General features: G+C 74.5%; 19 protein-coding genes and 1 riboswitch. Of the genes, 5 read left to right on the top strand and 14 right to left on the bottom strand.

All coding sequences use genetic code 11. From position 1 onward, the window contains the following. Window positions 1-154: 154 nt before the first annotated feature. Window positions 155-352, top strand: coding sequence for a DUF5999 family protein (locus LG943_RS09450; RefSeq protein ID WP_270071840.1), 198 nt, complete (start codon window positions 155-157; stop codon window positions 350-352). A 188-nt stretch (window positions 353-540) separates the two neighbouring features. On the opposite strand, the gene LG943_RS09445 is transcribed toward LG943_RS09450, so the two are convergent. From LG943_RS09445 to LG943_RS09430, 4 genes are all read right to left on the bottom strand, one after another. After that, window positions 541-1,149, bottom strand: coding sequence for an alpha/beta hydrolase family protein (locus LG943_RS09445; RefSeq protein WP_270071839.1), 609 nt, complete (start codon window positions 1,147-1,149; stop codon window positions 541-543). 103 nt (window positions 1,150-1,252) lie between these two features. Then, window positions 1,253-2,458, bottom strand: a complete 1,206-nt coding sequence (locus LG943_RS09440) for a hypothetical protein (RefSeq protein WP_270071838.1) — start codon at window positions 2,456-2,458, stop codon at window positions 1,253-1,255. A gap of 274 nt (window positions 2,459-2,732) precedes the next feature. Beyond that, complete coding sequence (gene gcvP / locus LG943_RS09435; RefSeq protein ID WP_270071837.1) at window positions 2,733-5,657, bottom strand: aminomethyl-transferring glycine dehydrogenase; 2,925 nt, start codon at window positions 5,655-5,657, stop codon at window positions 2,733-2,735. 119 nt (window positions 5,658-5,776) lie between these two features. Beyond that, window positions 5,777-5,866, bottom strand: a riboswitch (glycine riboswitch). 278 nt (window positions 5,867-6,144) lie between these two features. Continuing rightward, window positions 6,145-6,738 carry a MerR family transcriptional regulator gene (locus LG943_RS09430; RefSeq protein WP_408648571.1) on the bottom strand — a complete coding sequence of 198 codons (594 nt, stop codon included), beginning with the start codon at window positions 6,736-6,738 and terminating at the stop codon, window positions 6,145-6,147. Window positions 6,739-7,134: 396 nt separating this feature from the next. Here LG943_RS09430 and LG943_RS09425 point away from each other — a divergent pair, with 396 nt between their 5' ends. Both LG943_RS09425 and LG943_RS09420 read left to right on the top strand, forming a co-directional pair. Beyond that, window positions 7,135-7,665, top strand: coding sequence for a hypothetical protein (locus tag LG943_RS09425; protein WP_270071835.1), 531 nt, complete (start codon window positions 7,135-7,137; stop codon window positions 7,663-7,665). A 104-nt stretch (window positions 7,666-7,769) separates the two neighbouring features. Then, window positions 7,770-9,041 (top strand): D-arabinono-1,4-lactone oxidase, encoded by a 1,272-nt coding sequence (locus tag LG943_RS09420; RefSeq protein WP_456340057.1) that lies wholly within the window; start codon window positions 7,770-7,772, stop codon window positions 9,039-9,041. A 56-nt stretch (window positions 9,042-9,097) separates the two neighbouring features. Here LG943_RS09420 and ligD read toward each other — a convergent pair whose 3' ends face one another. Further along, window positions 9,098-10,006, bottom strand: a complete 909-nt coding sequence (ligD, locus tag LG943_RS09415) for a non-homologous end-joining DNA ligase (protein ID WP_270071833.1) — start codon at window positions 10,004-10,006, stop codon at window positions 9,098-9,100. Between the two features lie 113 nt (window positions 10,007-10,119). Between ligD and ku the strand changes: the two genes are divergently transcribed. Next, window positions 10,120-11,199 (top strand): non-homologous end joining protein Ku, encoded by a 1,080-nt coding sequence (gene ku, locus LG943_RS09410; protein ID WP_270071832.1) that lies wholly within the window; start codon window positions 10,120-10,122, stop codon window positions 11,197-11,199. 50 nt (window positions 11,200-11,249) lie between these two features. Here the strand turns inward: ku and LG943_RS09405 are convergent, their stop codons facing one another. From LG943_RS09405 to LG943_RS09365, 9 genes are all read right to left on the bottom strand, one after another. Further along, window positions 11,250-12,209: an ATP-dependent DNA ligase gene (locus LG943_RS09405; RefSeq protein ID WP_270071877.1), complete on the bottom strand. Its 960-nt coding sequence runs from the start codon at window positions 12,207-12,209 to the stop codon at window positions 11,250-11,252. A gap of 142 nt (window positions 12,210-12,351) precedes the next feature. Continuing rightward, window positions 12,352-12,822, bottom strand: a complete 471-nt coding sequence (locus tag LG943_RS09400; RefSeq protein WP_179766258.1) for a bifunctional nuclease family protein — start codon at window positions 12,820-12,822, stop codon at window positions 12,352-12,354. A gap of 292 nt (window positions 12,823-13,114) precedes the next feature. Next, window positions 13,115-13,657, bottom strand: coding sequence for an FHA domain-containing protein (locus tag LG943_RS09395; protein ID WP_179766259.1), 543 nt, complete (start codon window positions 13,655-13,657; stop codon window positions 13,115-13,117). 364 nt (window positions 13,658-14,021) lie between these two features. After that, on the bottom strand, window positions 14,022-16,520 hold the full coding sequence (locus LG943_RS09390) for a mannose-1-phosphate guanyltransferase (RefSeq protein WP_270071831.1): 2,499 nt from the start codon (window positions 16,518-16,520) through the stop codon (window positions 14,022-14,024). A gap of 137 nt (window positions 16,521-16,657) precedes the next feature. Next, window positions 16,658-17,269: a CDP-alcohol phosphatidyltransferase family protein gene (locus LG943_RS09385; protein ID WP_408648574.1), complete on the bottom strand. Its 612-nt coding sequence runs from the start codon at window positions 17,267-17,269 to the stop codon at window positions 16,658-16,660. Between the two features lie 411 nt (window positions 17,270-17,680). Continuing rightward, window positions 17,681-18,478, bottom strand: a complete 798-nt coding sequence (gene thyX, locus LG943_RS09380; protein WP_270071829.1) for an FAD-dependent thymidylate synthase — start codon at window positions 18,476-18,478, stop codon at window positions 17,681-17,683. Between the two features lie 280 nt (window positions 18,479-18,758). Then, a complete protein-coding gene (locus tag LG943_RS09375; RefSeq protein ID WP_179766262.1) occupies window positions 18,759-18,899 on the bottom strand; it encodes a GPGG-motif small membrane protein in 141 nt (46 codons plus the stop codon). A 66-nt stretch (window positions 18,900-18,965) separates the two neighbouring features. Continuing rightward, the gene (locus tag LG943_RS09370) at window positions 18,966-19,772 is read right to left on the bottom strand and encodes an NAD-dependent epimerase/dehydratase family protein (RefSeq protein WP_270071828.1); all 807 of its coding nucleotides are present in this window, start codon (window positions 19,770-19,772) and stop codon (window positions 18,966-18,968) included. Between the two features lie 66 nt (window positions 19,773-19,838). Continuing rightward, entirely contained in the window at window positions 19,839-22,073 is a 2,235-nt protein-coding gene (locus LG943_RS09365) for an anthranilate synthase component I (RefSeq protein ID WP_270071827.1), read from the bottom strand. Window positions 22,074-22,478: 405 nt separating this feature from the next. Here LG943_RS09365 and LG943_RS09360 point away from each other — a divergent pair, with 405 nt between their 5' ends. Then, on the top strand, window positions 22,479-24,926 hold the full coding sequence (locus tag LG943_RS09360) for a HelD family protein (RefSeq protein WP_270071826.1): 2,448 nt from the start codon (window positions 22,479-22,481) through the stop codon (window positions 24,924-24,926). The last annotated feature ends 61 nt before the right edge of the window (window positions 24,927-24,987 follow it).

Genomic DNA, 24,987 nt, shown 5'->3' with positions numbered 1-24,987 from the left:
GCTGTGCCGCTGCGTCGAATACCAGCGAAACCGAATGTACTGTGACCCGCACCACCCCGGACGGCGATGCCGGGCCGCGACGCCGCGCGGCAGCACAGGTCCGGCGCCCGACCGCCGCAGCACGGGTACGACACGACACCATCGGAGACGCGCCATGTGCCGACACCAGCCCACCTGCCCCTCGTTCACCGCCCTTGACCGCGAGGCGGCGCGCGTCGTCGCCAGCCACCCCGAGCAGGGGTGGAGCCTCCTCTGCAACGGCGTCGTGGTCTTCGACGACACCGGCGAACTCCTGCCCAACGGCGGCGTCGTCGCGCCGCGCCGCCCCACCGACATGCGCGCCGCGGCCTGACGGCTCCCGAGCCGTCCGCCCCCGCACACACCCGGGCACCCGGCCGGCGGCGCAGCCGTCGCCCCACCGGCTCTGACCGGCCCCACCTCGGCGGCCTCATCGCGGGCGTCCACGGGAGCGCGCCCGCGCACCGGCGCCCCGACCGCCCACATCCCGTGGGCGGCCCGGGGCACCTTGACCGCGCCCCCTCAGCCCACGCGCTCGGCCAGCCACCCCACCACCACGGCGGCCAGGGACTCCACGTCCTTGGCCAAGTCGTGGCGTTCGCCCTCGCGCACCACCAGCGTGGTGGCATCAGCGGGATCGGGCACCCCGAACGGGTCGCGGTCGCCGTTGACGACCAGCGTGGGCACCCCCGCCCCGCGCAGTTCCCCGGCCCGCGAACGCTCCGGCTTGCCCGGCGGGTGCAGCGGAAAGGCCAGCGCCACCACGGCCGCCGCCTCCAGCGCGGCGGCGGTGCGGCAGGCCACCCGGGCTCCGTTGCTGCGCCCGCCCAGCACCAGCGGCGCGCCGGCCAGTTCCGGCCGCGCGCGCACCTGCTCCACCACCGACCGCCATGCCTCGTCCTGCGGCCCGGTGGCCGGCCCCGGCATGCGCCGGCCCGCCACCCGGTAGGGCTGGGTGATGCGGGCCACCGCCGCGCCCTGGGCCACGGCTGCCGCCGACACCGCCGCGATGTCGGGGGCGTCCACTCCCCCGCCCGCGCCGTGGGTCAGGGCCAGCAGGTAGCGGGGCGCGCCCGTGCCGGGCACCTCCAACTCGACCCGCGCCGGCCCTCGCGGCGTCTCGATCTCCACCCCGTCCCCTCCTTCGCCCGCCCGCCGGCCACCGCCGACCGTCTGCCCCGCACCACCGCGAGCCGCACCACCGCCGACCGCACCGTCGGCCACCCCGACCGCCTCAGTCCTGGTCGGGCCAGCCCTCCGGCAGCACGTGGGCGCCGCCGCCCGCCGCCAGCCGCAGCCGCTCGCGGAAGTCGTCGTGCAGCGCGCGGCCCCACACGTACTCGCCGGGCGTGCGCACCGCGTCCTCCAGCGCCCGGCGCAGCTCCACCGCCCGGTCCTCGCCCTGGGCCAGCGGCAGGGCCAGGTGGGTGTACATCTGGTTGAGCGCGACGAACAGCTCACCGGTCAGCATCGGGGCGCTGCCCTGCGCCACGGCCGCCTCCACGTAGGGCTCCCACCACGCCTCGGGCTCCTCCCGGCCCTCCTCATCACCGGCCTGGGGATCCCGCGGGTCGGGCTCGGGCGCCAGGAACCCCCGGCGCAGCCGCGCGCGGACCTCGGCGGCGGTGGCGGGGTCGCGGTGGCGCAGCCCGCTGTCCCACACGCCCTCGGCCGACACGGTGTCGCCGCGCACCGCCAGCAGCCGGGCCAGCAGCTCCACCGCGCCGCCGGCGACCTCGGGCGCCACCCGGGCGCCGCCGCCCTCGGCGTCGGTCTCGGCCTCGGCGACCACGGCGCCGAACGCGCTGATGGCGTGCTCGACGTGCACGGCGCCCAGCAGCAGCCGCAGCCCCGGGTCCTCGCGCAGCTCCAGCCCGCGCCGGATGACGTCGGCGGCCTCGTCGGCCCGCCCGCGCGCCAGCAGCCGGGCGGCGTAGTCGTGGGCGGCCTCGGCGGCGATGTCGGGCGCTGCGCCGTCCAGCGCCTGGCGCCAGTGGTCCTCGGCGGCGGCGGTGTCGCCCCGGTCCTCGGCCAGCTTGGCCAGCCCGTGGTGGGCGGCGGGCGCGTAGCGGCTGTGCCCGGAGTCCAGGACCGCGCGCCAGGCGGCGGCCGCCTGCTCGGCGGCGCCCTCCTGCTCGTAGGACAGGGCGAGGTGGTAGGCGGCGCGCGGCGCGTACTCGGGGTGCCCGGTGTCGATGGCCTGGCGGGCGGCCGCCCGCGCGGCGGCGACCTCGCCCATGTCGTGGCGGACCACGGCCAGGCCCATCGCGGCCATGGGGAGGTAGCGCCGCGATCCGCCGTCCACGACCTGCTCGTAGACCTGGGCCGCCCGCGTGAGGTGGCCGTTCTCGGCGAGGTCGCGGGCCTGGTCGCACAGGCTCTTGAACTCCGGCTCGTCGCCGGCGGCGTCGAAGGTGGTGGGTCCGACCGAGGCTGTCATGAAGAGCCACTTTCCACACGGGGGGAGCATGGCGCGGCGCCTGCCGCACCGGCGGTTCCACTGGGAGGTTAGCGGCTCGGGACGACGGCGCTGACGAGGCGGGGCCGGGTCGTCGCGAATCGGCCCGTCCCGGCGCTGGGCGGCGGCGCGGTCCCGCGCTTTCCGGGCATAGCACCCGAACCAGCACCTTTACGCCGTAGATTAACCATTTCGGACACCGGAGCGGCGTCGGCCCGCCGGCGCCGCTCGCGCGGGCGCCGGCGGGCCGGTGCGCCTAGCCCTCGAACGCCTCCGGCGGCGGGCACGCGCACACCAGGTTGCGGTCGCCGTACGCCTGGTCGATGCGGCCCACCGGCGCCCAGTACTTCGCCCGCCGCAGCTCGGGCACGGGGTAGCCGGCCTCGGAGCGGGTGTAGGCGTGCTTCCAGTCGTCGGCGGTCAGCGCCTCGGCCGTGTGCGGCGCGTTCTTCAGCGGGTTGTCCTCGGGGTCGTACCCGCCGTCGGCCACCCGGTCGATCTCGCCGCGGATCGCGATCATCGCGTCGATGAACCGGTCCAGCTCGGCCAGGTCCTCGCTCTCGGTCGGCTCCACCATCAGCGTGCCGGCCACCGGGAACGACATCGTCGGCGCGTGGAAGCCGTAGTCGATCAGCCGCTTGGCGACGTCCTCGTTGCTGATGCCGGTGCGCTTGGCCAGGGGGCGGATGTCCACGATGCACTCGTGGGCCACCAGTCCCCCGCTGCCGGTGTAGAGCACCGGGAAGTAGGGCTCCAGCCGCTTGGCCACGTAGTTGGCGCTGAGCACCGCCGCCTCGGTGGCCGCGCGCAGGCCCGCCTCGCCCATCATCCGGATGTAGGCCCAGGAGATCTGGAGGATCCCCGCCGACCCGAACGGCGCCGCCGAGACCGGCCCGACCCCGGTGTAGGGGCCGGCGTCGGCCTGCCCGGGGTGGTTGGGCAGGAACCCGGCCAGGTGGGAGCGCACCGCGACCGGGCCCACGCCCGGGCCGCCGCCGCCGTGGGGGATGCAGAAGGTCTTGTGCAGGTTGAGGTGGCTGACGTCGGCGCCGAACTCGCCCGGCTTGGCCCAGCCCAGCAGGGCGTTGAGGTTGGCTCCGTCGACGTAGACCTGCCCGCCCGCCTCGTGCACCAGGCGGCACACCTCCACGATGGTGTCCTCGTAGACGCCGTGGGTGGAGGGGTAGGTGACCATGATCGCCGCCAGGTCGGCGGCGTGCTCGGCGGTCTTGGCGCGCAGGTCGGCCATGTCGATGTTGCCGCCGTCGTCGCAGGCCACGACCTTGACCCGCATGCCGGCCATGATCGCGCTGGCGGCGTTGGTGCCGTGCGCCGAACTGGGGATGAGGCAGACGTCGCGGCCCTCGTCGCCGCGCGAGCGGTGGTAGCCGCGGATGGCCAGCAGCCCGGCCAGCTCGCCCTGGGAGCCGGCGTTGGGTTGCAGCGACACCGCGTCGTAGCCGGTGATGTCGGCCAGCCAGCGCTCCAGGTCGCGCACGATCCGCACGGTGCCCGCGGCCTGCTCCAGCGGCGCGAAGGGGTGCAGTCCGGCGAACTCCGGCCAGGTCACCGCCTCCATCTCGGCGGTGGCGTTCAGCTTCATGGTGCACGAGCCCAGCGGGATCATCGTGCGGTCCAGCGCGAGGTCCTTGTCGGAGAGGCGGCGCATGTAGCGCAGCAGCGAGGTCTCGCTGCGGTGGGCGGTGAAGACGGGGTGGGTGAGGTAGTCGACGTCGCGGCGCAGGGCGGCCGGCAGCAGGTCGGGCGCCTCCCGCGGCTCGGCGTCGCGCGGCACGGGCGCGGCGGCGGGGTCGGCCTCGGTGAAGGCGGCCACGACCGTGTCGAGGTGGGCGGGGGTGGTGGTCTCGTCGCAAGAGACGCCCACGGTGTCGGAGTCGACCAGCAGCACGTTGATCCCGCGCTTGGCCGCCGCCTCGACCACCGCCGCCGCGGCGCCGCGCACCCGCACGCGCAGGGTGTCGAAGAACGCCTCGTGCACCACCTCGCACCCGGCCGCGCGCAGCCGCGCGCCCAGCAGCGCGGCGCGGGCGTGCACCCGCTCGGCGATCTCGCGCAGGCCGTGCGGCCCGTGGTGGACGGCGTACATGCTCGCCATGACCGCCAGCAGCACCTGGGCGGTGCAGATGTTGCTGGTGGCCTTCTCGCGGCGGATGTGCTGCTCGCGGGTTTGCAGGGCCAGCCGGTAGGCGGTGCGCCCGGCGCCGTCGACCGACACGCCCACCAGGCGGCCGGGCAACTGGCGTTGCAGTCCCTCGCGCACCGACATGTAGCCGGCGTGGGGGCCGCCGAAGCCCATGGGCACCCCGAAGCGCTGGGTGGAGCCCACCGCGATGTCGGCGCCCATCGCGCCGGGGCTGCGCAGCAGGGTCAGCGCGAGGATGTCGGCGGCCACCACCGCCAGCGCCCCGCGCTCGTGGGCCTGGGCGATCACGGGGGCGGGGTCGCGCACCGCGCCGCCGGCCGCCGGGTACTGCACCAGCACGCCGAAGGCGTCGGCGTCGGGCAGGCCGCCCGACAGGTCGGCCACCACGATGTCGATCCCCAGCGGCTCGGCGCGGGTGCGCAGCACCGCCAGGGTCTGGGGGAACACGTCGGAGTCCACGATGAACGCGCTGCCCTTGCCGCGGGAGGCGCGGCGGGCCAGCGTCATGGCCTCGGCGGCGGCCGTGGCCTCGTCCAGCAGGGAGGCCCCCGACACGGCCAGGCCGGTGAGGTCGGACACCATGGTCTGGAAGTTCAGCAGCGCCTCGAGCCGGCCCTGGGAGATCTCGGGCTGGTAGGGGGTGTAGGCGGTGTACCAGGCCGGGTTCTCCAGGATGTTGCGCCGGATCACCGGCGGGGTCACCGTGTCGTAGTAGCCCAGGCCGATCATGGAGGTCAGCACCTGGTTGCGGTCGGCCAGCTCGCGCAGCTCGGCCAGCGCCTCGGACTCCCCGGCGGGGGCGGGCAGCGCGCTCAGCGGCGCGGGTCTGCCGGGGCCGGTGAGGATGCCTTCGGGCAGCGCGGCGGCCATCAGCTCGGCGGTGGAGCCGAACCCGACCGTCTTGAGCATGTGGGTCAGCGCCGCGGGGTCGGGGCCGATGTGCCGGTCGGCGAAGGCGCGGGCCGGGACCGCGGACTCGGGCGCCCGGCCGTGGTCGCGGGTGGGCTGCTCCGTCATGGAGACCTCCTGGTGGCAGTGGCCGCTGGCGCGGCTGCTCCTGTGTGGTCTCCCCCTCTGTCGCTCGCGGCCGTGTCGGCCGCGGCCCAGGCACGTGTGGCCTACCGCTCCAGAGTGGCCTTCTCCACGCGGTCCCTGGTGCCTGAGAGGTTACTGGGGAGTATTGCCCCGTCGGCGCCCCTGAATGGGGTCTCTCCCGCGTGGTATCGACGGCCGTCGTTGCTGTCGGACGGTTCTGCATTATCCATGGCAGCGCGCGCCGCGCGGAGTCCGGGGTGGTTCCGGCTCCGTTGGCCGCGCGCGGCACACGATTCGACGGTACTCGAAAACCGGGGAGCGGTGGAGTGGCACCCGCACGAGTGCGGTGTGCGCCGCGCACGGGCGCGGTGGTGCGGGGGTCCTCGCCGGAGCGCCGGCCGCGCGGCGCGCCGGGGGCGGTGGGCGCTGGAGGCGGGACGCGGCCGGGAGGGTGGGAGGGTCGGGTCTGTTAGCCGGTCTTGCGCTCCCGGCGGCGGCGCGCGAGTTCGTCGGCGGGGTGGTTCTCGGCGAGCGGCTCGCTGAGGCGTTCGCCGGGGACGTCGTCGAGGGTGCCCTCAAGCTCGCGCCACACGCGGCCCAGCGCGATGCCGAACACGCCCTGCCCGCCCTGCATGAGGTCGACCACCTCGTCGGGGGAGGTGCACTCGTAGACGCTGACGCCGTCGCTCATCAGGGTGATCTGGGCGAGGTCGGCGGTGCCCCGGCAGCGCAGGTGGTCGACCGCCGTGCGGATCTGCTGGAGGGAGATGCCGGTGTCCAGCAGCCGTTTGACCACCTTCAGCAGCAGGATGTCGCGGACGCTGTAGAGCGGGGGGTCGCCGCTGTCCGGCTGCACGCTGGGGCCGACCAGTCCGGTCCGTGCCCAGTAGTCGAGTTGGCGATAGGTGATTCCGGCGGCCGCACACGCGGTGGGGCCGCGATAACCGACGTCCATAGGCAGCGCCACCACGTTCTCGTCGCACAGCAGGCCCTGCTCCCCAGCCCGTCGTATGGCTGTATGCCTGAGAGCGGAGGTCTGCTGCTCACCGCTAGTAACCGCCACGCCGAACCTCCGGCTTCTCGGCCCACGGCGGTTTGACAGGGGGCATGAAGGGTGCGCCGCGGGTTCCTTCGACATTGAAGGTAAGCCGGTCGCACGACAGCGTCAACGACACTCACCGGCGCGTCGCGGAACCTGTTCGGGTGTTGCACGCGCCCCGCACGAACCATCCGCAACGCGGGCGGGACGCGGGGCCGCCGCTCCCCCGCCCCTCCTGTGGCCTGCGGTGACAAGGATACCGTCCCGGGGTCGGCGGACCGGCCCGCGACAGGGGCGACGGCGGGGGCGCGGGCGCGCCGACACGCGGTGCGGATCCCGTTGCCGCCGGGCGTGTCGCGGCCGCGCGCGGCCCTGCGCGGCGGCACGCGGTGCCGTTTCGGCGCTGGTAGGGTCCGGCTCGTGCCCGACTCCGCCGACGTCCCCGATCCGCGCCCGCGCCGGCGCGCACCCGCCCGCACCCGCGCGCTGCTGTGGCTCCAGTTGGCCGTCTCAGCGGTGGGCGCCGCCGCCGGCGCCCTCGCGCTGGGTGTCGGCGGGCAACTGGGCATGGCCGCCGACGGCGGCCGCGCCGTGGCCGGGGCGGCGCTGACGGGCGGGGTGGCCGCCGCACTGCTGCTGTACCTGGCCCTGGCCCGGCGCCCGCGCCGCCGCGTGCTGGTGGCGGTGCTGCTGCTGCCGGCCGCAGTGCAGGTCGTGGCCGCGGCCCTGGTGCCGATGACCACCTCGTTCGGGATCTTCGCCTACGCCCCCACCACCGGCTGGTTCGGCTGGTCCACCGCCGAGGTGTTCCAGCTCTACTCCTACGCCCTCCAGGCGCAGATGTGGGCGGTGCTGCTGGCCACGCTGGTCGCGGTCGCCAACGCCGTGCTGCTGCTCGCGGCCCCCGGCCGCGACCCCGCTCCCGCGCCCGGCGCGCCGGGCACCCGCTGACGCTTCCACTGCGGGCGCCCCTCCCGACGGCCGCAGCCCGCGCCGGGTCTGGTTAAGTGGGCACCGCCGTGCATCCATCCCCCCGGCGCGAAGGGACCCTGCTGGTGAACCGGCGCGAGACCAACTGGGCGGGCAACATCGGCTTCTCCGCCGAGCGTGTCCACCGCCCCTCCTCCCTGGCCGAGCTGCGCGCGGTCGTCGCCCGCTCCGCGCGGGTGCGCGCGCTGGGCAGCGGCCACTCCTTCAACGACATCGCCGACACCACCGGCGACCTGGTCTCCCTGGCCGCGCTGCCGCGCACCATGGAGCTGGACAGCGCCACCGGCGAGGTGCGCGTGGGCGCCGGGGTGCGCTACGCCGAACTGGCGCAGTGGCTCACCGGCCGCGGCCGGTCGCTGCACAACCTGGGCTCGCTGCCGCACATCTCGGTCGCCGGGTCCTGCGCCACGGCCACCCACGGCTCGGGCGACGCCAACGGCAACCTCGCCACGGCGGTCACCGGGCTGGAGCTGCTCACCGCCGAGGGCGACACCGTCCGGCTGAGCCGCGGCGCCGACGCGGAGTTCGCCGGCGCGGTCGTGGCGCTGGGCGCCCTGGGCGTGGTCACCGAGCTAACCCTGCGCACCGGGCCCTCCTTCGACGTCGCCCAGCGGGTCTATGCGGACCTCCCGCTGGAGGTGCTGGCGGACCACTTCGACGACGTGATGTCCAGCGCCTACAGCGTCAGCCTGTTCACCGACTGGCGGGCGCCGCGCATCGACCAGGTCTGGGTCAAGCAGCGCGTGGGCGACCCCGCGCCGGTGCCCGAGGGCGGGCGCTTCTTCGGCGCCGCCGAGGCCGACGGCCCGCGCCACCCGGTGGCGGGCATGGACACCGCCAACTGCACCGAGCAGGGCGGGGTGGCCGGCCCGTGGTCGGAGCGGCTGCCGCACTTCCGCCCCGGCGCGCCGCCCAGTAGCGCCGGCGACGAACTCCAGGCCGAGTACCTGCTGCCGCGCCGCCACGCGGTGGCGGCGCTCCAGGCGCTGTCGGCGGTGCGCGCCCGCATCGCGCCGGTCCTCCAGGTCTGCGAGGTCCGCACGGTGGCGGCCGACGACCTGTGGTTGAGCCCCAACTCCGGCCGCGCGACGGTGGGCGTGCACTTCACCCTGGTGCGCGACCTCGAAGCGGTGCGGCCGGTGCTGGCGCTGGTGGAGGAGCGGCTGGCGCCCTTCGGCGCGCTGCCGCACTGGGGCAAGCTGTTCGGCACCGCACCGGACGTCCTGCGCGCGGGCTACCCCCGGCTGCCCGAGTTCCTGGCCCTGGCCCGCCGCTACGACCCGCGCGGGAAGTTCGGCAACGCCTACCTGGAGCGGCACCTCTTCGCGGCGGACTAGCCCGCCGCGCCCCGCAGCCCTCGAAGCCCCGGCCCGCGACCTGCCGCGCCGTACCCTCAGCCCACGTCGAGCCGTTCGACGGCGCGGCGCGGTGAGCGGGCGCGGCGCGGCAGGTCGTGCCAGGGGTCCAGGCCGGCGCGCTCGCCGAACGTGCGCACCGTCCAGGTCCGCGCCGACTCCACCGCGTCCAACTCCTCCCACGCCAGCGGGGTGGCCACCGGGGCGTCGGGCAGCGGCCGCACCGAGTAGGGCGCCACGGCGAGCTGGGCGTGGCCGTTGCGCAGGTAGTCGATGAACAGCCGGTCGCCGCGCCGCTGCTTGCGCACAAGCGTGGTCAGCTCCGCCGGGCGGCGCCGGGCCACCAGTTCGGCGATGACGTGGGCGAGGTCGCGGGCCTGGCCGGCGTCGATCTCGGGGCGGATGGGCGCCACCACGTGCAGCCCGCGCGAGCCCGTGGTCATCACGTAGCCGACCAGCCCCAGGTCCTCCAGCACCTCGCGGACGTCGTAGGCGGTGCGCCGCACCGCCGGGAAGTCGTCGGCGGCCGGGTCGAGGTCGAGGATGAGCCGGTCGGGGGTGGTCAGCGCGCCGCGCCGGCTCAGCCAGGGGTGCAGGGTGATCGCCGCCTGGTCGGCCAGCCACACCAGGGTGGCGGCGTCGTCGCAGGTGATCATCTCCTTGTCGGCGTCGCGGCTGCTGGGCACGGTCACCGAGCGCACCCAGTCGGGGGCGTAGGAGGGCCGGTTCTTGACGTAGAAGCCGCCCTCGGGGTCCTCGATGCCGTCGGGGAAGCGCTGGAGCGCCAGCGGCCGGCCGCGCAGGTGGCGCAGCATGGGCTCGGCCACGGCCTGGTAGTGCTCGGCGAGTTCGCGCTTGGTGACGCCGCCCACCCCGAACAGCGACTTGTCGGGGCGGCTCAGGCGCACCGCCCGCCCGCTCGCCCGCACCGTGTCCCGCCCGGCCATGGCGCTCCTCTCCCCCGTTGGCACCCGTGTTGTACTCCTTTACCCGCCATCCCGGGCGTTTTACCTGGTAGGGGGCATGATGGGTAAAGCGCCCAACGGGGAGGAGGCGGCCGATGGCATCGCCGGTGTGGAAGGGGACGCTCAGCTTCGGGCTGGTGAGCCTGCCGGTACGGCTGTTCAGCGCCCGCGAGCGGCACGGCACGAGGTTCCACCAGTTCCAGCGGGGGACCTCCGACCGGATCCGCTACCGCCGGGTCAACGAGCGCACCGGCAAGGAGGTCGACTCCTCCGACATCGTGCGCGGCACCCGGGTGGACGACGCCGGCGGCGAGGAGGAGTACGTGGTCCTGGAGCCCGAGGACCTGGAGGAGATCGCGCCGGGCCGCTCCAGCTCGCTGGAGATCAGCGCGTTCGTGCCGGCCGGCGACGTCGAGGCGCTGTGGTACGACTCCGCCTACTACCTGGCGCCCGACTCCAAGGGCTCGGCCAAGCCCTACCGGCTGCTGTACGCCGCCCTGGAGCGCGCGGGCCGGCTGGGGCTGACCACGCTGGTGCTGCGCGAGCGCCAGCACCTGGCGGTGATCGGGCCGCAGAACGGGGTGCTGGCGCTGAGCACGCTGTGGTGGGCCGACGAGGTCCGCGACCCCGCCGAGACCCTGCCCGCCATCCCCGAGGCCGACCTGGCCGACCGCGACCTGGAGCTGGCCGAGCAGCTCATCGGGGCGATGGCCGACGAGTGGCGGCCCCAGGAGTACACCGACGACTACCAGGAGCGCGTGGACGAGCTGGTGCGCGCCAAGAGCACCGGCGAGCGGGTGCGCTACGCCGAGGAGGGACCGCCGCGCGAGACCAACGTGGTGGAGCTGACCGAGGCGCTGCGCGCCAGCCTGGGCGGCGGCAAAGGCGGCGGCAAGGGCGGCGGAAAGGGGCCGGGCCGCACCAAGGGCGGCGGCGGTGGCGCGGCGGGCCGGGGCTCCTCCGGCGGCGCCAAGGGCACAGGAGCGCGCACCGCGCCCGAGCCGCGCGAGGCACCGGTCGCCGAGCTGTCCAAGAAGGAGCTGACCCGGCTGGCCGCCGAACTGGACGTCCCGGGCCGCTCCAAGATGAGCCGGGAGGAACTGGAGGAGGCGGTCACCCGCGCCCGCGGCGCCTCCTCCGGCGGCGGCCGCCGCCGCGCCCGCTCCGCCTCCTAGTGGCGCCCCGCCGCGGCCGGCGCGCCCGCCCGCGCCCGCCTCCGCCTAGCCTAGGACTCCAGGTCGAGGTCGGCGGGCACGTCGGCGGCGTCGACGTCGGGGCGGGCGCGCACGTAGCGCACGACGTGCCGCCACCGCCCGCCGCTGACCGCGGTGTCGGGGGCCACCTCCACCACCGCCTCGGGCACCACGCGGGTGTACTCCCGCGAGCGGTCGGAGCCCCAGGAGGCGGGCAGCACGGCCGGCCAGGGGTGGTCGTCGCCCTCGGCGGCGCGCAGCAGCGGGCTCAGCGCCGCGCGCTCGGCGGGGCCCAGGTCGGCGGTGCGGCCCACGATCCGCAGTTCGCCGGTCGCGGAGTCGCGGCGGCCCAGGACGAGCTGTCCGGGGCGCTCGGGCGAGCCGGTGACCCCGCCGACGACGGCCTCGGTGGTGACGCGGCGCTTGTACTTCTGCCACTCCCGGCGGCCGGGCCGGTAGGGCGCGCGGCCGTCCTTGACGACCAGCCCCTCCACCCCCACAGCCGGCATCTCGGCGTACCACTGGCGGGCGACCTCCAGGGAGGCGGTGTGCCAGCCCAGCATCAGCACCGGCTGGGCGGTCTCGCGCAGCAGCGCGGTGAGGCGGTCGCGGCGCTCGTCCAGCGGCCGGCGGGTGAGGTCGGTGCCCTCCTCGGCCAGCAGGTCGAAGACGATGTAGTGGCAGGGCTCGGTGGCGGCCAGGCGGCGGGCGGCGGCCGGTCCGGAGCGGCCGCGCCGCTGCACGGCGTCGAAGTCCAGCCGGCCCTCGGGCGACCAGCGCACGATCTCGCCGTCCACGAGCGTGCCGGGCGGCAGCGCCGCGTGCACGGCGGCGGCGACCTCGGGGAAGGTGGAGGTGAAGGAGTTGCCGGCCCGGGAGGTGAGGGCGGTGCGCTCGGCGCCCCGCTCGGCGAGGGCGCGGTAGCCGTCCCACTTGGGCTCATAGCGCCAGCGGGGGCCTTCGGGCAGGCGCGCGACGGTGCGGGCGAGCATGGGGTCCACGGCCAGAGCCTGCCCGGCGCGCGCCGCGCCCAGTGGCCCCCTGGCCGATCATGGGCCGATGTTGACCGGCGCTTTACCGCCGCGCACCGCCCGGCGGGCGCCCGGGCGGGGCCGGCCCGCGCCCCGCGCCGCCTCAGGTGGTGCGGCCGAAGTCCTCGGGGGTGATCTGGTCGAGGAACTCGCGGAACTTCTCGACCTCGTCCTCCTGCTCGTCGGGGATGGGCACGCCGGCCTCGTCCACGACGTCGTCGTGGGCGTAGATGGGCGCGCCGGTCCGCAGCGCCAGGGCGATGGAGTCGGAGGGCCGCGCGCTGACCTCGACGCCGTTGGAGAAAACGAGTTCGGCGTAGAAGATGCCGTCGCTCAGCGCGGTGATGTTCACGGTGCTGAGGCTGGCGTCGAGGGCGTCGAGCACGTCGCGGAAGAGGTCATGGGTGAGCGGGCGTGCGGGCATGACGCCCTGTTGGGCGAGGGCGATCGCGGTGGCCTCGACCGCGCCGATCCAGATCGGGAGGTAGCGCTCGCCGTCGGATTCTTTGAGCAGGACGATCGGCTGGTTCGAGGGCATCTCGACTCGGACGCCGACAACCTCCATGTGCTTCACTGCGGCTCCGTCCCACGACTCGTCGTGCCGGAGGGGCACCCGCCATGGTGCGCTCCGCTCCGTCTTCTTCACGGTACACCGCCCAGGCGGCAGGCGGCCGAGGCGGTCCCGGGCGGTGGTTCGGTGCCCGGACCGGGGCTGGTCGCCCCTCCCCCGATCCCGCGTTCAGACGACATGACCGCGATGTGTCCGATCGCGCCATCGGTGGCGGTCTTCCCTAGAAAAGCTCTCCGGTGAAGGGGTGGCGCAAACCTGATCCGGGCGCCCGGGAGCGGCCGGGCCCACCCGCGCCTCAGCGGCGCGGCTTGGTCAGCAGCACCAGCCGGAACTTGCCGATCTGGACCTCGTCGCCGCCGCCCAGCTCGGCCTCGTCGATGCGCTCGCGGTTGACGTAGGTGCCGTTCAGGCTGCCTACGTCGCGCACGCCGAACCCGTTGCCGCGGCGGAAGAACTCGACGTGGCGGCGGGAGACCGTGACGTCGTCGAGGAAGATGTCGCTGTTGGGGTGGCGCCCGGCGGTGGTGACGTCGCTGTCGAGGAGGAAGCGGCTGCCGGCGTTGGGGCCGCGCTTGACGACCAGCAGCGCCGTGCCCGGGGGAAGGGCGTCGACGTTGGTGGGCTCGCCGGGGAGGTCGTCGGCGGCGTCGGCCTCGGCCTCAAGCGCCTGGATGCCGGAGATGGAGATGGTGGACGTGGTCTCGCCGACGGAGTCGCGGCGCTCGCCGGATCGCGGGGCCTCCCCTCCTGCCGTACGGACGGGGGAACCGCAGTTGGAGCAGAAGCGGGCATCATCCGCAACGGCGTGACCGCACTGCGTGCAGTAAACGCTCGACATAGGTCGGCTCGGCCTCCTACCGCACGGGGGCGGTGCTTGATTCGGCTGGTAGTCGTTCGCGCCAGGGTGCAACGGACATTTCGCTCACCCCTCCTGAAAACGGGGCAGAGCAGTGTGATGTTCCCCCCGGTTCACCGCGAATTCTTACATGGTGTCATCCCCCGCCATCCGCTGCTCTCACCTCTCACCGCCCCCACCTCCGAACACCGGGAAGCCCGGTCTGTTCGGGGCTGGGAACACTCGACTCTAAACCATATCGACGTCGGCGAGGGGCCGCTGACCGCCCGGTTCGACGGCGGCCCGCGGCCAAATCCGGCCGCGGGCCGCCGTGGGCGCGGGCGGGGCCGGCCCCGCCCGCCCGGGGTCACCCTTCGGCCCGCTCCACGACCTCGGCCCACTCGTCCAGCAGCCGCTGGGCGGTGTCGGTGTCGGGGCCCTCGGCCCACAGGTGCGTGACCGCCTCGGAGGTGTCGGGCAGCACCAGCGCCCAGGCGCCGTCGGACTCGATCACCCGCACGCCGTCGGTGGTGTCGACCTGGCGGTCGCCGGCGGCCTCGACCACGGCCCGCATCACGCTGCCCTTGACGGCCCAGGGGGTGGGCACCGAGCGGCGCAGCAGGTGCGCCTGCGGGATGCGCCGGTCGATCTGGCTGAGCGAGAGGCGGGTGCGGGCGACCAGGCCCAGCAGCCGGACGAACGCGGCGATGCCGTCGGCGGTGCGCGAGAACTCCGGCACCACGTAGCCGCCCCGCCCGTCGGAGGCGAACACGATGTCGTCGGCCTGGGCGGCCTTGGCCAGTTCGTCCACCGCCGTGGGGGTCCACTGCACCTGCACCCCGTGGTAGCCGGCCACCTGCTCGGCCACGCGGGTGGTGGTGACCGGCAGCGCCACCCGGCCGCCCTTGCGCTCGGCGGCGACCAGGTCGAGCACGACCAGCAGGGCGCGCTCGTTGTCGACCAGTTCGCCGTTCTCGTCGACCAGCGACAGCCGCTCGGCCACCGGGTCGAAGCGCACGCCGAAGTCGGCGTTGGAGGAGGACACGAGTTCGCCCAGGTGCTGGAGGTCGCGCATCTGCTTGGCGAGGGTGTCGGTGGGCGACGCCTCGTCCAGGCGGTTGTTGACGGTCAGCACCTCGACGTTCAGCCGCCCCAGCAGGGAGGGCAGGATGAGCGAGCCCGTGCCCCCGGCGCAGTCCACGACCACCTTGAGCCCGGCCTCCTCGACCTCGGAGGTGTCGACCAGGCGCAGCAGCTCGTGCGCGTAGTTCTCGACGCCCCGGGAGGGGAAGGACAGCTCGGCGATCTCGCCGGGGAAGGCGCGGCGGTACTCCGCCCGGCTGAACACGCGTTCCAGCTTGCGCTGGGCGGCCGGGGAGAGGTCGGCGCCGCGCTCGTCGAAGAAGGTGATGTCGACGGACTGGGGGTCGCCGGGCGAGGTGCGCAGGCTGATGCCGCCGGCCACCCCGCTCTGGGAGGTGTGGTAGCGCGCCACCGGCAGCGGCACGACCTCAAGGTCGCGCACGTCGATGGCGCTGGCGGTCAGCGCACTGATGACCGCGCGCTTGAGCGCCCGCGCCGCCCGCGAGACGTCGCGGGAGGTGGTGACGACCGACCCCTTCTTCAGGGTGGTGGCGTAGGCGCTGGCCAGCCGCACCGCGAGTTCGGGGGTGATCTCGACGTTGATCAGCCCCGACACCCCGCGCGGGCCGAACAGCGACCGCTGCCCGCGCGACTCCCAGATGACGTTGGTGTTGACGACCGCGCCGGCCTCGATGGTCTTGAAGGGGTAGACCTTGACGTCGTTGGAGACGAACGCCTCGGACTCGATGACGCACTCCTCACCGACGATCGCGCCCTCCTCGATCCGGGCGCTGGGCATCACGTCGGTGTTCTTGCCGATGACGCAGCCGCGCAGGTTGGTGCTGGAGCCGATGTAGACGTTGTCGTGGACCACCGAGCGGTGCAGGAACGCCTCGGAGCGCACGACCACGTTGCTGCCCAGCACGGTGTACTCGCGCAACTCGGCGCCGGCCTCGACCTTGGCGTAGTCGCCGATGTAGAGGGGGCCCTTGAGGACGGCCTCGGGGTCGACCTCGGCGCCCTCGGCCATCCACACGCCCGGGGAGACCTCGAAGCCGTCGATCTCGACGTCGACCTTGCCGGAGAGCACGTCGGCCTGGGCGCTGAGGTAGCTCTCGTGGGTGCCGACGTCCTCCCAGTAGCCGTCGGCGATGTAGCCGTAGAGGGGCGCGCCGTCCTTGAGCAGCTTGGGGAAGACGTCGCTGGACCAGTCCACGACCTCGCCCTCGGCGACGTCGTCGAGGACCTCGGGCTCCATGATGTAGATGCCGGTGTTGACGGTGTCGGAGAAGACCTGCCCCCAGGTCGGCTTCTCCAGGAACCGCTGGATCCGGCCCTGGTCGTCCACGATGATGATGCCGAACTCCAGCGGGTTGGCGACCCGCTTGAGCCCGATGGTGACCTTGGCGCCGTTCTCGCGGTGGAAGCGCACCATGTCGGTCAGGTCGATGTCGGTGAGCGCGTCGCCGGAGATGACGATGAACGGCTCACCCTTCAGGTGCTCCTCGGCGTTCTTCACGCTGCCGGCGGTGCCCAGGGGCACCTCCTCGGCCACGTAGTGGAGGTTCATGCCGAGTTCCTCGCCGTCGCCGAAGTAGTTGCGGATCAGCGTGGCGAGGAACTGGACGGTCACGACGGTGTCGTCGAAGCCGTGGCGCTTCAGCAGGCGCAGCACGTGCTCCATGATGGGGCGGTTGACGACCGGGAGCAGCGGTTTGGGCTGGTTGGCGGTCATGGGCCGAAGGCGGGTGCCTTCCCCTCCGGCCATGACGACGGCCTTCATCGGGGCCACCCCCAGACCCCGCGTGATGGACGGCCGGACGCCCTGGGGCGCGTAATCATGGTGGGGATGTCGCTCCCTTCCTCTTGCTCGTGCCGCATGGCCGCGCGGCTGTCGCCGGCACGGCCGCGGCCGGGTGCTTAGTCGGCGGGCCGCTCGGAGTCGGTCGCTCTGTCGCTGGTCGTGGCCGCTACCCCGGAAACGGAATCGTCACCCGTTGCGTTGTCGACCCGCCGGGACTCCGCGATCAGTCGTGTCGCCTGTATCGCGTAGAGCAGTCCGGCCCACCAGTAGATAGCCGTTCCCCAGATGGCGAACGCCCAACCCATAATCCGCGCCACATCACCGGCGATTCCGGCATAACCGGCGACGAACAGGAGCGGGAAGGAGTAGAGAAGGCACAGCGTGGCGGCCTTGCCGGCGAAGTTCACCGGCAGGGTGCCGTAGCCGTAGTAACGCATGACGGGCAGCGCCAGCACGATCAGCGCGTCGCGCAGCACCAGCACCGCCATCAGCCACCAGGGCACGATGCCGCGCACCACCAGACCCAGCAGGGCGGCGAAGATGTAGAGGCGGTCGGCCATGGGGTCGAGCACGGTGCCCAGCCGGCTGGTCTGGTTCCAGGCACGGGCGATCTTGCCGTCGAGCCAGTCGGAGACCCCGGCGAAGGCGAGCACCCCCAGCGCCCACCAGTCGGCCTGGGGCACGAGCACCAGCCACAGGAACACCGGGACGCCGATGAGGCGGAGCATGCTCAGCAGGTTCGGGACCGTCCACACCCGGTCGGTCGTGATCTCAGTCACGGCACCCTCGCGCGCGCTGGCCGCTCGGCGCCGGGATCCCTCGGCTCGCCACCCCCACCTCCCGTGTGTCCGAATAGCGAGCTTACCCGGCGGGGGCGCGGATCACCGCGCCCCCGGGCGGGTCGGGGCCGCGGCGCGGCGCCCGGGGGCCGCGGCCGTGGTCAGCGGCGATGCGCGGACCGGCGGCGGCGCGCCCGGCGGCGGCCGGGCGGGGCGCGGCCGGCGGGCCGGGAATTGGGGCGCCGGCTCGCGCGCGGCGGGCCGGCCCGAAACCCGGCGGCGGAGCCGCCGGAACGGCGTCCCGGGCGGGGGCCGCCCGCCGCCCCGACCGGCGGGCGCGGGCGGCCCCGCCGGGCCGGTTCAGACCTTGCGCCAGGTGGGGACCCACGCGCCGTCGGTGACCTCGTAGTCGCCGAACAGGGCGGGGGCCTCGGTGCGCAGGAGTTCGGCGATGCGGCCGAAGAGCAGGCGGATCTCCTCCTCGGCGCCGGGGGCGGTGCGGGCCTCGATGGTGTGGCGCAGGGTGCGGACGTTGGCGGTCCACACCAGGCCGGTGGCGACCCCCTCGGGGGCGAAGCGGCGCATGAACGAGGTGCGGTGCTTCTTCTCGGCGAAGGCCACGCCCTCCTCGTCCAGGCCGAAGTGGTCGGCCATCCACAACTGGAACCGCTCCATCTGGTCCAGCATGTCGGTGGCACGCTTCATCAGCTCGGGGTCGTCCTTGGCCCACTCGGGGAACCAGAACGGGATGTCGGTCAGCCGCACGAACCGCAGCGACTCCTGGGAGACGGCGGTGCCGGGGCGGTGGCGGACGAGTTCGTGGGTGAGCACCCGGCTGACGTTGTGCAGCACGAAGCTGAAGCTGACGTGCTCCAGCACCGATCCGTGCATGCTGGCCAGGATGTTGCCGAGGTAGGCGTCCTGGTCGGTGCGGATGCGGGTGACGTTGGGGTTGAGGCCCGGCTCCCAGGAGCGGTAGCACAGCCGGCCGGCGAACTCCGCGAGGTTCTGCGGGTCGTTGAGCGGGGTGTCCAGGTCGCCGCGGTCCAGCCGCTCCAGCCAGCTCTGCCCGCCGACGTCGGCGAGGTAGCGGGCGATCTCGTCGTAGTCCAACTGCGGCCGGGCGATCAGGTGGACCTCGGGCTCGACGCTCTTCACGTGGTTCTCTCCCCCAGGGCCGCGCCGTGGGCGGGCGCGGCGGTTGCTCATGGCGAGGCCGCCCGGGCGGTGGGCCCGCGCGCGGTGCGCGGGCCGGCGGGGAGGACGCGGCGGCGCGGTGGCGGCCGGCGGCCTCGGCGGGCGGCACAGGTCGAACGTAGCACCGCCCGCCCACAGGGCAGGTCCCCGGCCCGCCGCGGTGGCGGGCCGGGGACCTGCGGGCGAATCTGTTGTCGGCTTCTTCTTTCGGTCTTGTTCGGGGATACGGGGGATGTCCGCGTCAACCGAGGTAGAACTGCCCGGGCGCCACGATCACGCCGAGAACGATCAGCACGATGCCCCAGAGGAGCTGGCGGCGCACCAGCGCGAAAACGCCGGCGACGATGAGGATGATCCCCAGTATCAGCAAGAGAATACCCATGGCCTATGGACTGCCCCTGGGGTCCTCGGCATAACGCGGGCCGGGCCAAGATTGTCGCAGATCTCGTTATTCCCGCAGGTGAGGCAGCACGGACTCGGGTCGGGCGAACGCGCCGCCCTGCGGGCCTCCGTGCCAGAAGGGGTCGTCGTCGGGGAACCGCCCGGCGAAGCGGGCGGCGTCGTCGACCGGGCGGTAGCCCAGCTCGTTCTCGCCCGCGCTGAGGTCCCAGAACCGGCGGGCGTTGCCCGAGACCGCGTAGGCGGCGACGAAGGCCACGTTGGGCGCGGTGAGCGCGGCGCGCGCGAAGCCCACGCAGTCGCGCGGGCTCAGCCAGGTGGCGAGGTGGCGGGTCTGGGTGGGCTCCTCCTCGAACGAGCCGACCCGCAGGGCCACCACCTCCAGGCCGAAGGTGTCGGCGTAGAGCTGGCCCAGCGCCTCGACGGCGACCTTGCTGACCCCGTAGAGGCCGTCGGGGCGGGGCGGCTCGTCGGGGAACACGTGGTGGTGGATGGGGTAGTTGCCGGTGACGCGGTTGCTGGAGAACAGCACCACGCGCGGCACCTCGGCGCGGCGGGCGGCCTCCAGGACGTTGTGGGTGCCGCGGACGTTGACGTCGAGGAGGTCGGCCAGGGGCGCCTCGTCGGGGATCGCGGCCAGGTGCAGCACGGCGTCGGCGCCGGCGAACGCCTCGACCAGCGCCGCGCGGTCGCCGATGTCGGCCGTCACGGCGCTCTCGCGGTCGTCGTCGGGCTCGACCGGTTCGCGGTCGAGCAGTACGAGGTGCTCGGCGTCGTCGCGCAGCCCCGCGCGCAGGGCGGAGCCGATCCGCCCCGCCGCTCCCGTGATCACGATCCTGCCCAGTTTCGCGTCCATGCCATCGAGCGTAGGGCTGCGGCGGAGCGTTCGCGTCCGCTTCGGCGCCGGGGCGCCCCGGCGGGTCTACCTGGCCATGCGCAGCACCCGCTCGATGATCCGCTCCCCCACGGCGGCGGTGAGGATGGACTCGGGGTGGAACTGCACCGCCCACTTGCGGGCCGCGGGGTCCTCGACCGCCATCACCACGGGCGCGGCGGGGTCGCCGGTCACGGCGGTGACGGTGAAGCCCTTGACGCGCTCGGGGGTGGTGTAGGTGGAGTGGTAGCGGGCGCCGGTGAACAGGCCGTTCTCGGCCAGGCCGGAGAGCAGGTCGCCGCCCTCGACGCGGATGCGGCCGGGCTTGCCGTGCACGGGCTCGGCCAGGGTGAGGAGTTCGCCGCCGGCGTGCTCGACCATGGCCTGGAGGCCCAGGCACACCCCGAACACCGGCAGGCCGCGCCGGTCCAGCTCGTCCAGCAGGGCGGCGGTGTCGAAGTCGGCGGGCAGGCCGGGGCCGGGCGAGAGCACCACCAGGTCGGGGGCGAGTTCGTCCAGCAGCGCGGGGTCGAACCCGTGGCGCACGGTGGTGACGTCGGCGCCGTGGCGGCGGACGTAGTCGGCCAGGGTGTTGACGAAGGAGTCCTCGTAGTCGACCAGCAGCACCCGCATGCCCGCGCCGGCGGCCGGGAGGGGCGCGGCCTCGGGTTCGGCGGGGGCGGTCTCGGGGCGGTCGGCGCGCGGGGCGGAGTCCAGGGCCAGGGTCTCCAGCAGGGCCCGCGCCTTGAGGAAGGTCTCGCGCTCCTCGGCGTCGGGGTCGGAGTCGTAGAGCAGGGTGGCGCCCACGCGCACGGTGGCCACGCCGTTCTGGATGTGGGCGGTGCGCAGGGTCAGGCCGGTGTTCATGGCGCCGTTGAAGTTGATGACCCCCACCGCGCCGCCGTACCAGCGGCGCGGGGTGGTCTCGTGCTGCTCGATGAACCGCATGGCCCAGGTCTTGGGCGCGCCGGTGACGGTGACGGCCCACATGTGGGTGAGGAAGGCGTCCAGCGCGTCGAACTCCGGGCGCAGCCGGCCCTCGATGTGGTCGACGGTGTGGATGAGCCGGCTGTACAGCTCGATCTGGCGGCGGCCGATGACGCGGACGCTGCCCGGCTCGCACACCCGCGACTTGTCGTTGCGGTCGACGTCGGTGCACATGGTCAGCTCCGACTCCTCCTTGAGGGAGGACAGCAGCTCGCGGATGTTCTCGGCGTCGCCCAGGGCGTCGTCGCCGCGCGCGATGGTGCCGGAGATGGGGCAGGTCTCGACGCGCTGGCCCTGGCCGGGGGTGCCGCTGACGCGCACGAACATCTCGGGTGAGGCGCCGACCAGGTACTCGCCCTCGCCGAGGTTGAAGAAGAACTCGTAGGGGGCGGGGTTGCGTTCGCGCAGCCGCTCGTAAAAGCGCGCGGGCGACTCGCAGGCGCCGTAGGTGCGGTGGCCGGGCACGACCTCGAACAGGTCGCCGCGGACGAACCGCTCCTTGGCCTTCTCGACGATGCGGGCGTAGCTGCCGGGTTCGGGCGGGGGCGGGATCTCGGCGGGCACCACGGCGGGCGTGGGCTCGGTCTCGCGCGGCAGGCCGTGGGTGGTGGCGGGGCCGGCTTCCGGGGCGGCGCCCTCGCGGGTGAACTCGTAGGTGTAGCGCAGGCAGGTCTCGCGCTTGCGGTCGCGCACGACGATGGAGTCGGGCAGGTGCAGCACGAGGTCGCGGTCCTCTGGATCGCGCTCCAAAACCGGTTCGACCGGCTCGAACTGGAAGGCCAGGTCGTAGCCGAAGGCGCCGTAGAGGCCCAGGTGGGGGTCCTCCTCGGCGGAGAACAGGGCGACGACGGACCGCAGGACGGAGAAGACGCTGGGCCGGCGGCTGCGCTGCTCCTCGGTGAAGAACTCGCCGGGGCCGGGTTCGGGCACGGTGACCTCAAGGCGGTCGGCGGTGCCGGGGTCGGCGCCCGGGGCGGTGTGCTCGGCGAAGGCCGTGGCGATCACCGGCATCAGCACCCGGCCGCGGTCGTTGAGGGGCACGGCGGTGACGCGGCGCCCGCGCGCGGCGACCTCGACGCAGGGGTCGACGTAGCCCAGGTGCCAGCGGCTGTAGCGGCCGGGGTACTCCATTCCCGAGGAGAGCACGCCGCCGCGGCGGTGCTCGACGCTCTGCACGAGCGCGGTGAGGACTTCGGGGTCGCAGGGCGTGGCGGTGCGCTCGACGGCGAGCCCGCCGGCGGTGCGGTAGGCGATGCGGCTCGACTCGGACGGTGCGGAGTCAGTACCTGGGGTCACGGCCGGTCCTTTTCACACTGGGACGGTGCGGATCTGGCGCCGCCGAACCGGGGCCGTGAACGCGAAAAACGACCGCCGGTGCGGGCGGTCGTGCGCTGGTCGGTGGAATCGCGAACCTGCGGGCGCCGCCGAGAGGCGGCGCCACCACAGGGGTGGGGTCGGGGCGGGTCGCATGGGGAGAAGCATAGCGCATGGGGGGTGGTGGCCCCCGCCCCCGGGGGGGCCCCCCTGGGGGGCGCCCCCACCACTGGGGTGAGGTCGGTGCGGTTCGCATGGGGAGAAGCATAGCGCATCGGGGGTCTGCGGGGCAGACGTGCGACTGGGCGCGCGGCGCGCTGCTCTGATACGCTCTCTAGGCTCGGATTCGGAGTGAGAGCATATCTCATTAAGGAGTCTATCACAGACATGGAGCAGCGTCAAGATTCCCGGGCGGACGCGCGGTCGGCACCGCCCCGGCAGCCCTCCCCCTCCTCCCCCGGACACGGCACCGCCCCCTCCTGCGGCTCCGGGCGCGCCGCCGCCGTGCGCGCCGAGCAGGACCGCGTCGACCGCCTCTACGCCCGGCTGGATGTGCTGCGGGAGCGCGCCGGCGCCGCGCTCACCGCCGCGTTCGCGCGCGGGGGCACCGGCGGGTACGCGGCGCTGATGGAGCGCGAGGCCGCCGTCGCCGAGCAGGCCGCGCGCGCCGCGCGGCTCTCGGCGGTCGAGAACGGCCTGTGCTTCGGCCGTATCGACCACGACCCCGACCACGGCGGTGACACCCTCTACATCGGCCGCATCGGCATCCGCGACGACGACCACGAGTCGCTGCTGGTGGACTGGCGGGCGCCGGCCGCCCGGCCGTTCTACTCGGCCACCCCCGTCTCGCCCGACGGCCTGGTGCGCCGCCGCCACCTGCACATGCGCGACCGCACGGTGACGGGCGTGGACGACGAGGTGTTCGACCTCGACGGCCTCAGCGACGCCGACCGCCGCACCCTGGTGGGCGAGGCGGCGCTGCTGGCCGGACTGCGCCGGGGGCGCACCGGGCGCATGCACGACATCGTCGCCACCATCCAGACCGAGCAGGACCGGGTCATCCGGTCGGGCCTGGCCGGGGTGCTGGTGGTGCAGGGCGGCCCGGGCACCGGCAAGACCGTCGCGGCGCTGCACCGGGCGGCCTACCTCCTCTACACCCACCGCAACGTGCTGGAGCGCCGGGGCGTGCTGGTGGTGGGGCCCAACCCCACGTTCCTGCGCTACATCGGCGAGGTGCTGCCCTCCCTGGGTGAGACCGACGTGGTGCTGCGCACGGTGGGCGAACTCTTCCCCGGGGTCGCGGCCACCGCCCAGGACCCGCCGGAGGCGGCCGTGGTCAAGGGCTCGCTGCGCATGGCCGCGGTGGTGGAGGCCGCCGTGGCCGACCGCCAGCGGGTGCCGGGTGAGCCGGGCGGAGCGAAAAGCGGGCCGGGCTGCTCGGGCGGGCGGGACGGCTCGGGCGGAAGGGGTGGCGCGGGCGGACCGGGCGGCGCGGCGGAGTCGGCGCTGGTGGTCGAGACCGACGGTATGCGGCTGCGGGTGCCCGCCGCGGTGTGCCGCGCGATCCGCGACCGCGCCCGCGCGCTGCCGCTGGCCCACAACCTCGCCCGCAAGCTGGTGGTCAACCGCATGCTGGAGGCGCTGGCGCGCGACCAGGCGCGGCAACTGGACCGCCCCGCCGACGACGCCGACCTGCGGTACACGGCCCAGGCCCTGTGGCAGGAGGAGCCGGTGCGGCGGGCGATCGACGGGCTGTGGCCGCACCTCACCCCGCAGCGGCTGGTCGGGGAGTTGCTGAGCGACCGCGCCACGCTGGAGCGCGTCGGCGCGCGGGCCGGACTGACCGAGGGGGAGCGCGCCGCGCTGCACCGCCCCGCCGGCGCGCCGTGGACCGTGGGCGACGTGCCGCTGCTGGACGAGGCGGCCGAACTGCTGGGCGTCGACAACAGCGCCGACCTGGCCGCCGAGCGGGCCGAGCGCCGGCGCCGCGCCGACGAGGAGCGCTACGCCCAGGGGGTGCTGGAGTACACGGGGCTCTTCGAGGACGGCCTGATGGCCGCCGACACGCTGGCCGAGCGGCAGCGGGGCGCGGCCCCGGCCGCCACCACGGCGGAGCGCGCCGCGGCCGACCGCGAGTGGACCTACGGGCACGTGATCGTGGACGAGGCCCAGGAGCTGTCGGAGATGGCCTGGCGCGCGGTCATGCGCCGGGTGCCCACCCGGTCGCTCACGGTGGTGGGCGACACCGCGCAGACCGGCAGCCCGGCGGGTGCGCGGACCTGGAGCGCGATGCTGGGCCGCTACGCCGGCGGGCGGCTGCACGAGGAGCGGCTGCTGATCAACTACCGCACGCCCGCGCCCATCATGGCGGTGGCCGCCGACGTGCTGGCGGAGGTGGCGCCCGAGCAGCGGGTGCCGGAGTCGGTGCGCGCCGAGGGCGACCCGCCGCGCGCGGTCCGCGTCGCGGCCGCCGACCTGCCCGCGCGGCTGCCCGCGCTGGTGGCCGAGGAACTGGCGGCGATCGGCGAGGGCCGGGTGGCGGTCATCGTCCCGGCGCGGCGCCACGCCGAGGTGGCCGCCCTGCTGCCGGAGGCGGCGGCCGACGCCGGCCCGGCGGCGCTGGACGCGGCGGTGGCGGTGCTGACCCCGGGGCAGAGCAAGGGGCTGGAGTTCGACGCGGTGGTGGTGGTCGATCCGGCGGCGGTGGCGGCGTCCTCGGCGGCGGGCGGCCGCGACCTGTACGTGGCGATCACCCGGGCCACCCGCCGCCTGACCGTGGTCCACGAGGACCCGCTGCCGCCGATGCTCCGCCGGCTGCGGGAGGAGTGGGCCTAGCGGCAGGACGGTGTCCGATCCCCGCCGGACAGATCCGTCCGCGCCGTCCACGCTGGGCACC

Source organism: Streptomonospora mangrovi, from assembly GCF_027604915.1.
Classification (GTDB): Bacteria; Actinomycetota; Actinomycetes; order Streptosporangiales; family Streptosporangiaceae; genus Streptomonospora; species Streptomonospora mangrovi.
Note: the sequence above shows the minus strand (reverse complement) of the source record. Positions and strands in the feature narration are given on the sequence as shown.

Excerpts from the sequence above, each read along its gene's own strand:
- LG943_RS09440 (WP_270071838.1), bottom strand. The coding sequence starts at position 2,458 with ATGACAGCCTCGGTCGGACCCACCACCTTCGACGCCGCCGGCGACGAG.
- LG943_RS09360 (WP_270071826.1), top strand. The coding sequence starts at position 22,479 with ATGGAGCAGCGTCAAGATTCCCGGGCGGACGCGCGGTCGGCACCGCCC.
- LG943_RS09385 (WP_408648574.1), bottom strand. The coding sequence starts at position 17,269 with ATGCTCCGCCTCATCGGCGTCCCGGTGTTCCTGTGGCTGGTGCTCGTG.
- LG943_RS09375 (WP_179766262.1), bottom strand. The coding sequence starts at position 18,899 with ATGGGTATTCTCTTGCTGATACTGGGGATCATCCTCATCGTCGCCGGC.
- LG943_RS09395 (WP_179766259.1), bottom strand. The coding sequence starts at position 13,657 with ATGTCGAGCGTTTACTGCACGCAGTGCGGTCACGCCGTTGCGGATGAT.
- LG943_RS09450 (WP_270071840.1), top strand. The coding sequence starts at position 155 with ATGTGCCGACACCAGCCCACCTGCCCCTCGTTCACCGCCCTTGACCGC.
- ku (WP_270071832.1), top strand. The coding sequence starts at position 10,120 with ATGGCATCGCCGGTGTGGAAGGGGACGCTCAGCTTCGGGCTGGTGAGC.
- LG943_RS09405 (WP_270071877.1), bottom strand. The coding sequence starts at position 12,209 with ATGCTCGCCCGCACCGTCGCGCGCCTGCCCGAAGGCCCCCGCTGGCGC.
- ligD (WP_270071833.1), bottom strand. The coding sequence starts at position 10,006 with ATGGCCGGGCGGGACACGGTGCGGGCGAGCGGGCGGGCGGTGCGCCTG.
- gcvP (WP_270071837.1), bottom strand. The coding sequence starts at position 5,657 with ATGACGGAGCAGCCCACCCGCGACCACGGCCGGGCGCCCGAGTCCGCG.
- LG943_RS09370 (WP_270071828.1), bottom strand. The coding sequence starts at position 19,772 with ATGGACGCGAAACTGGGCAGGATCGTGATCACGGGAGCGGCGGGGCGG.
- LG943_RS09390 (WP_270071831.1), bottom strand. The coding sequence starts at position 16,520 with ATGAAGGCCGTCGTCATGGCCGGAGGGGAAGGCACCCGCCTTCGGCCC.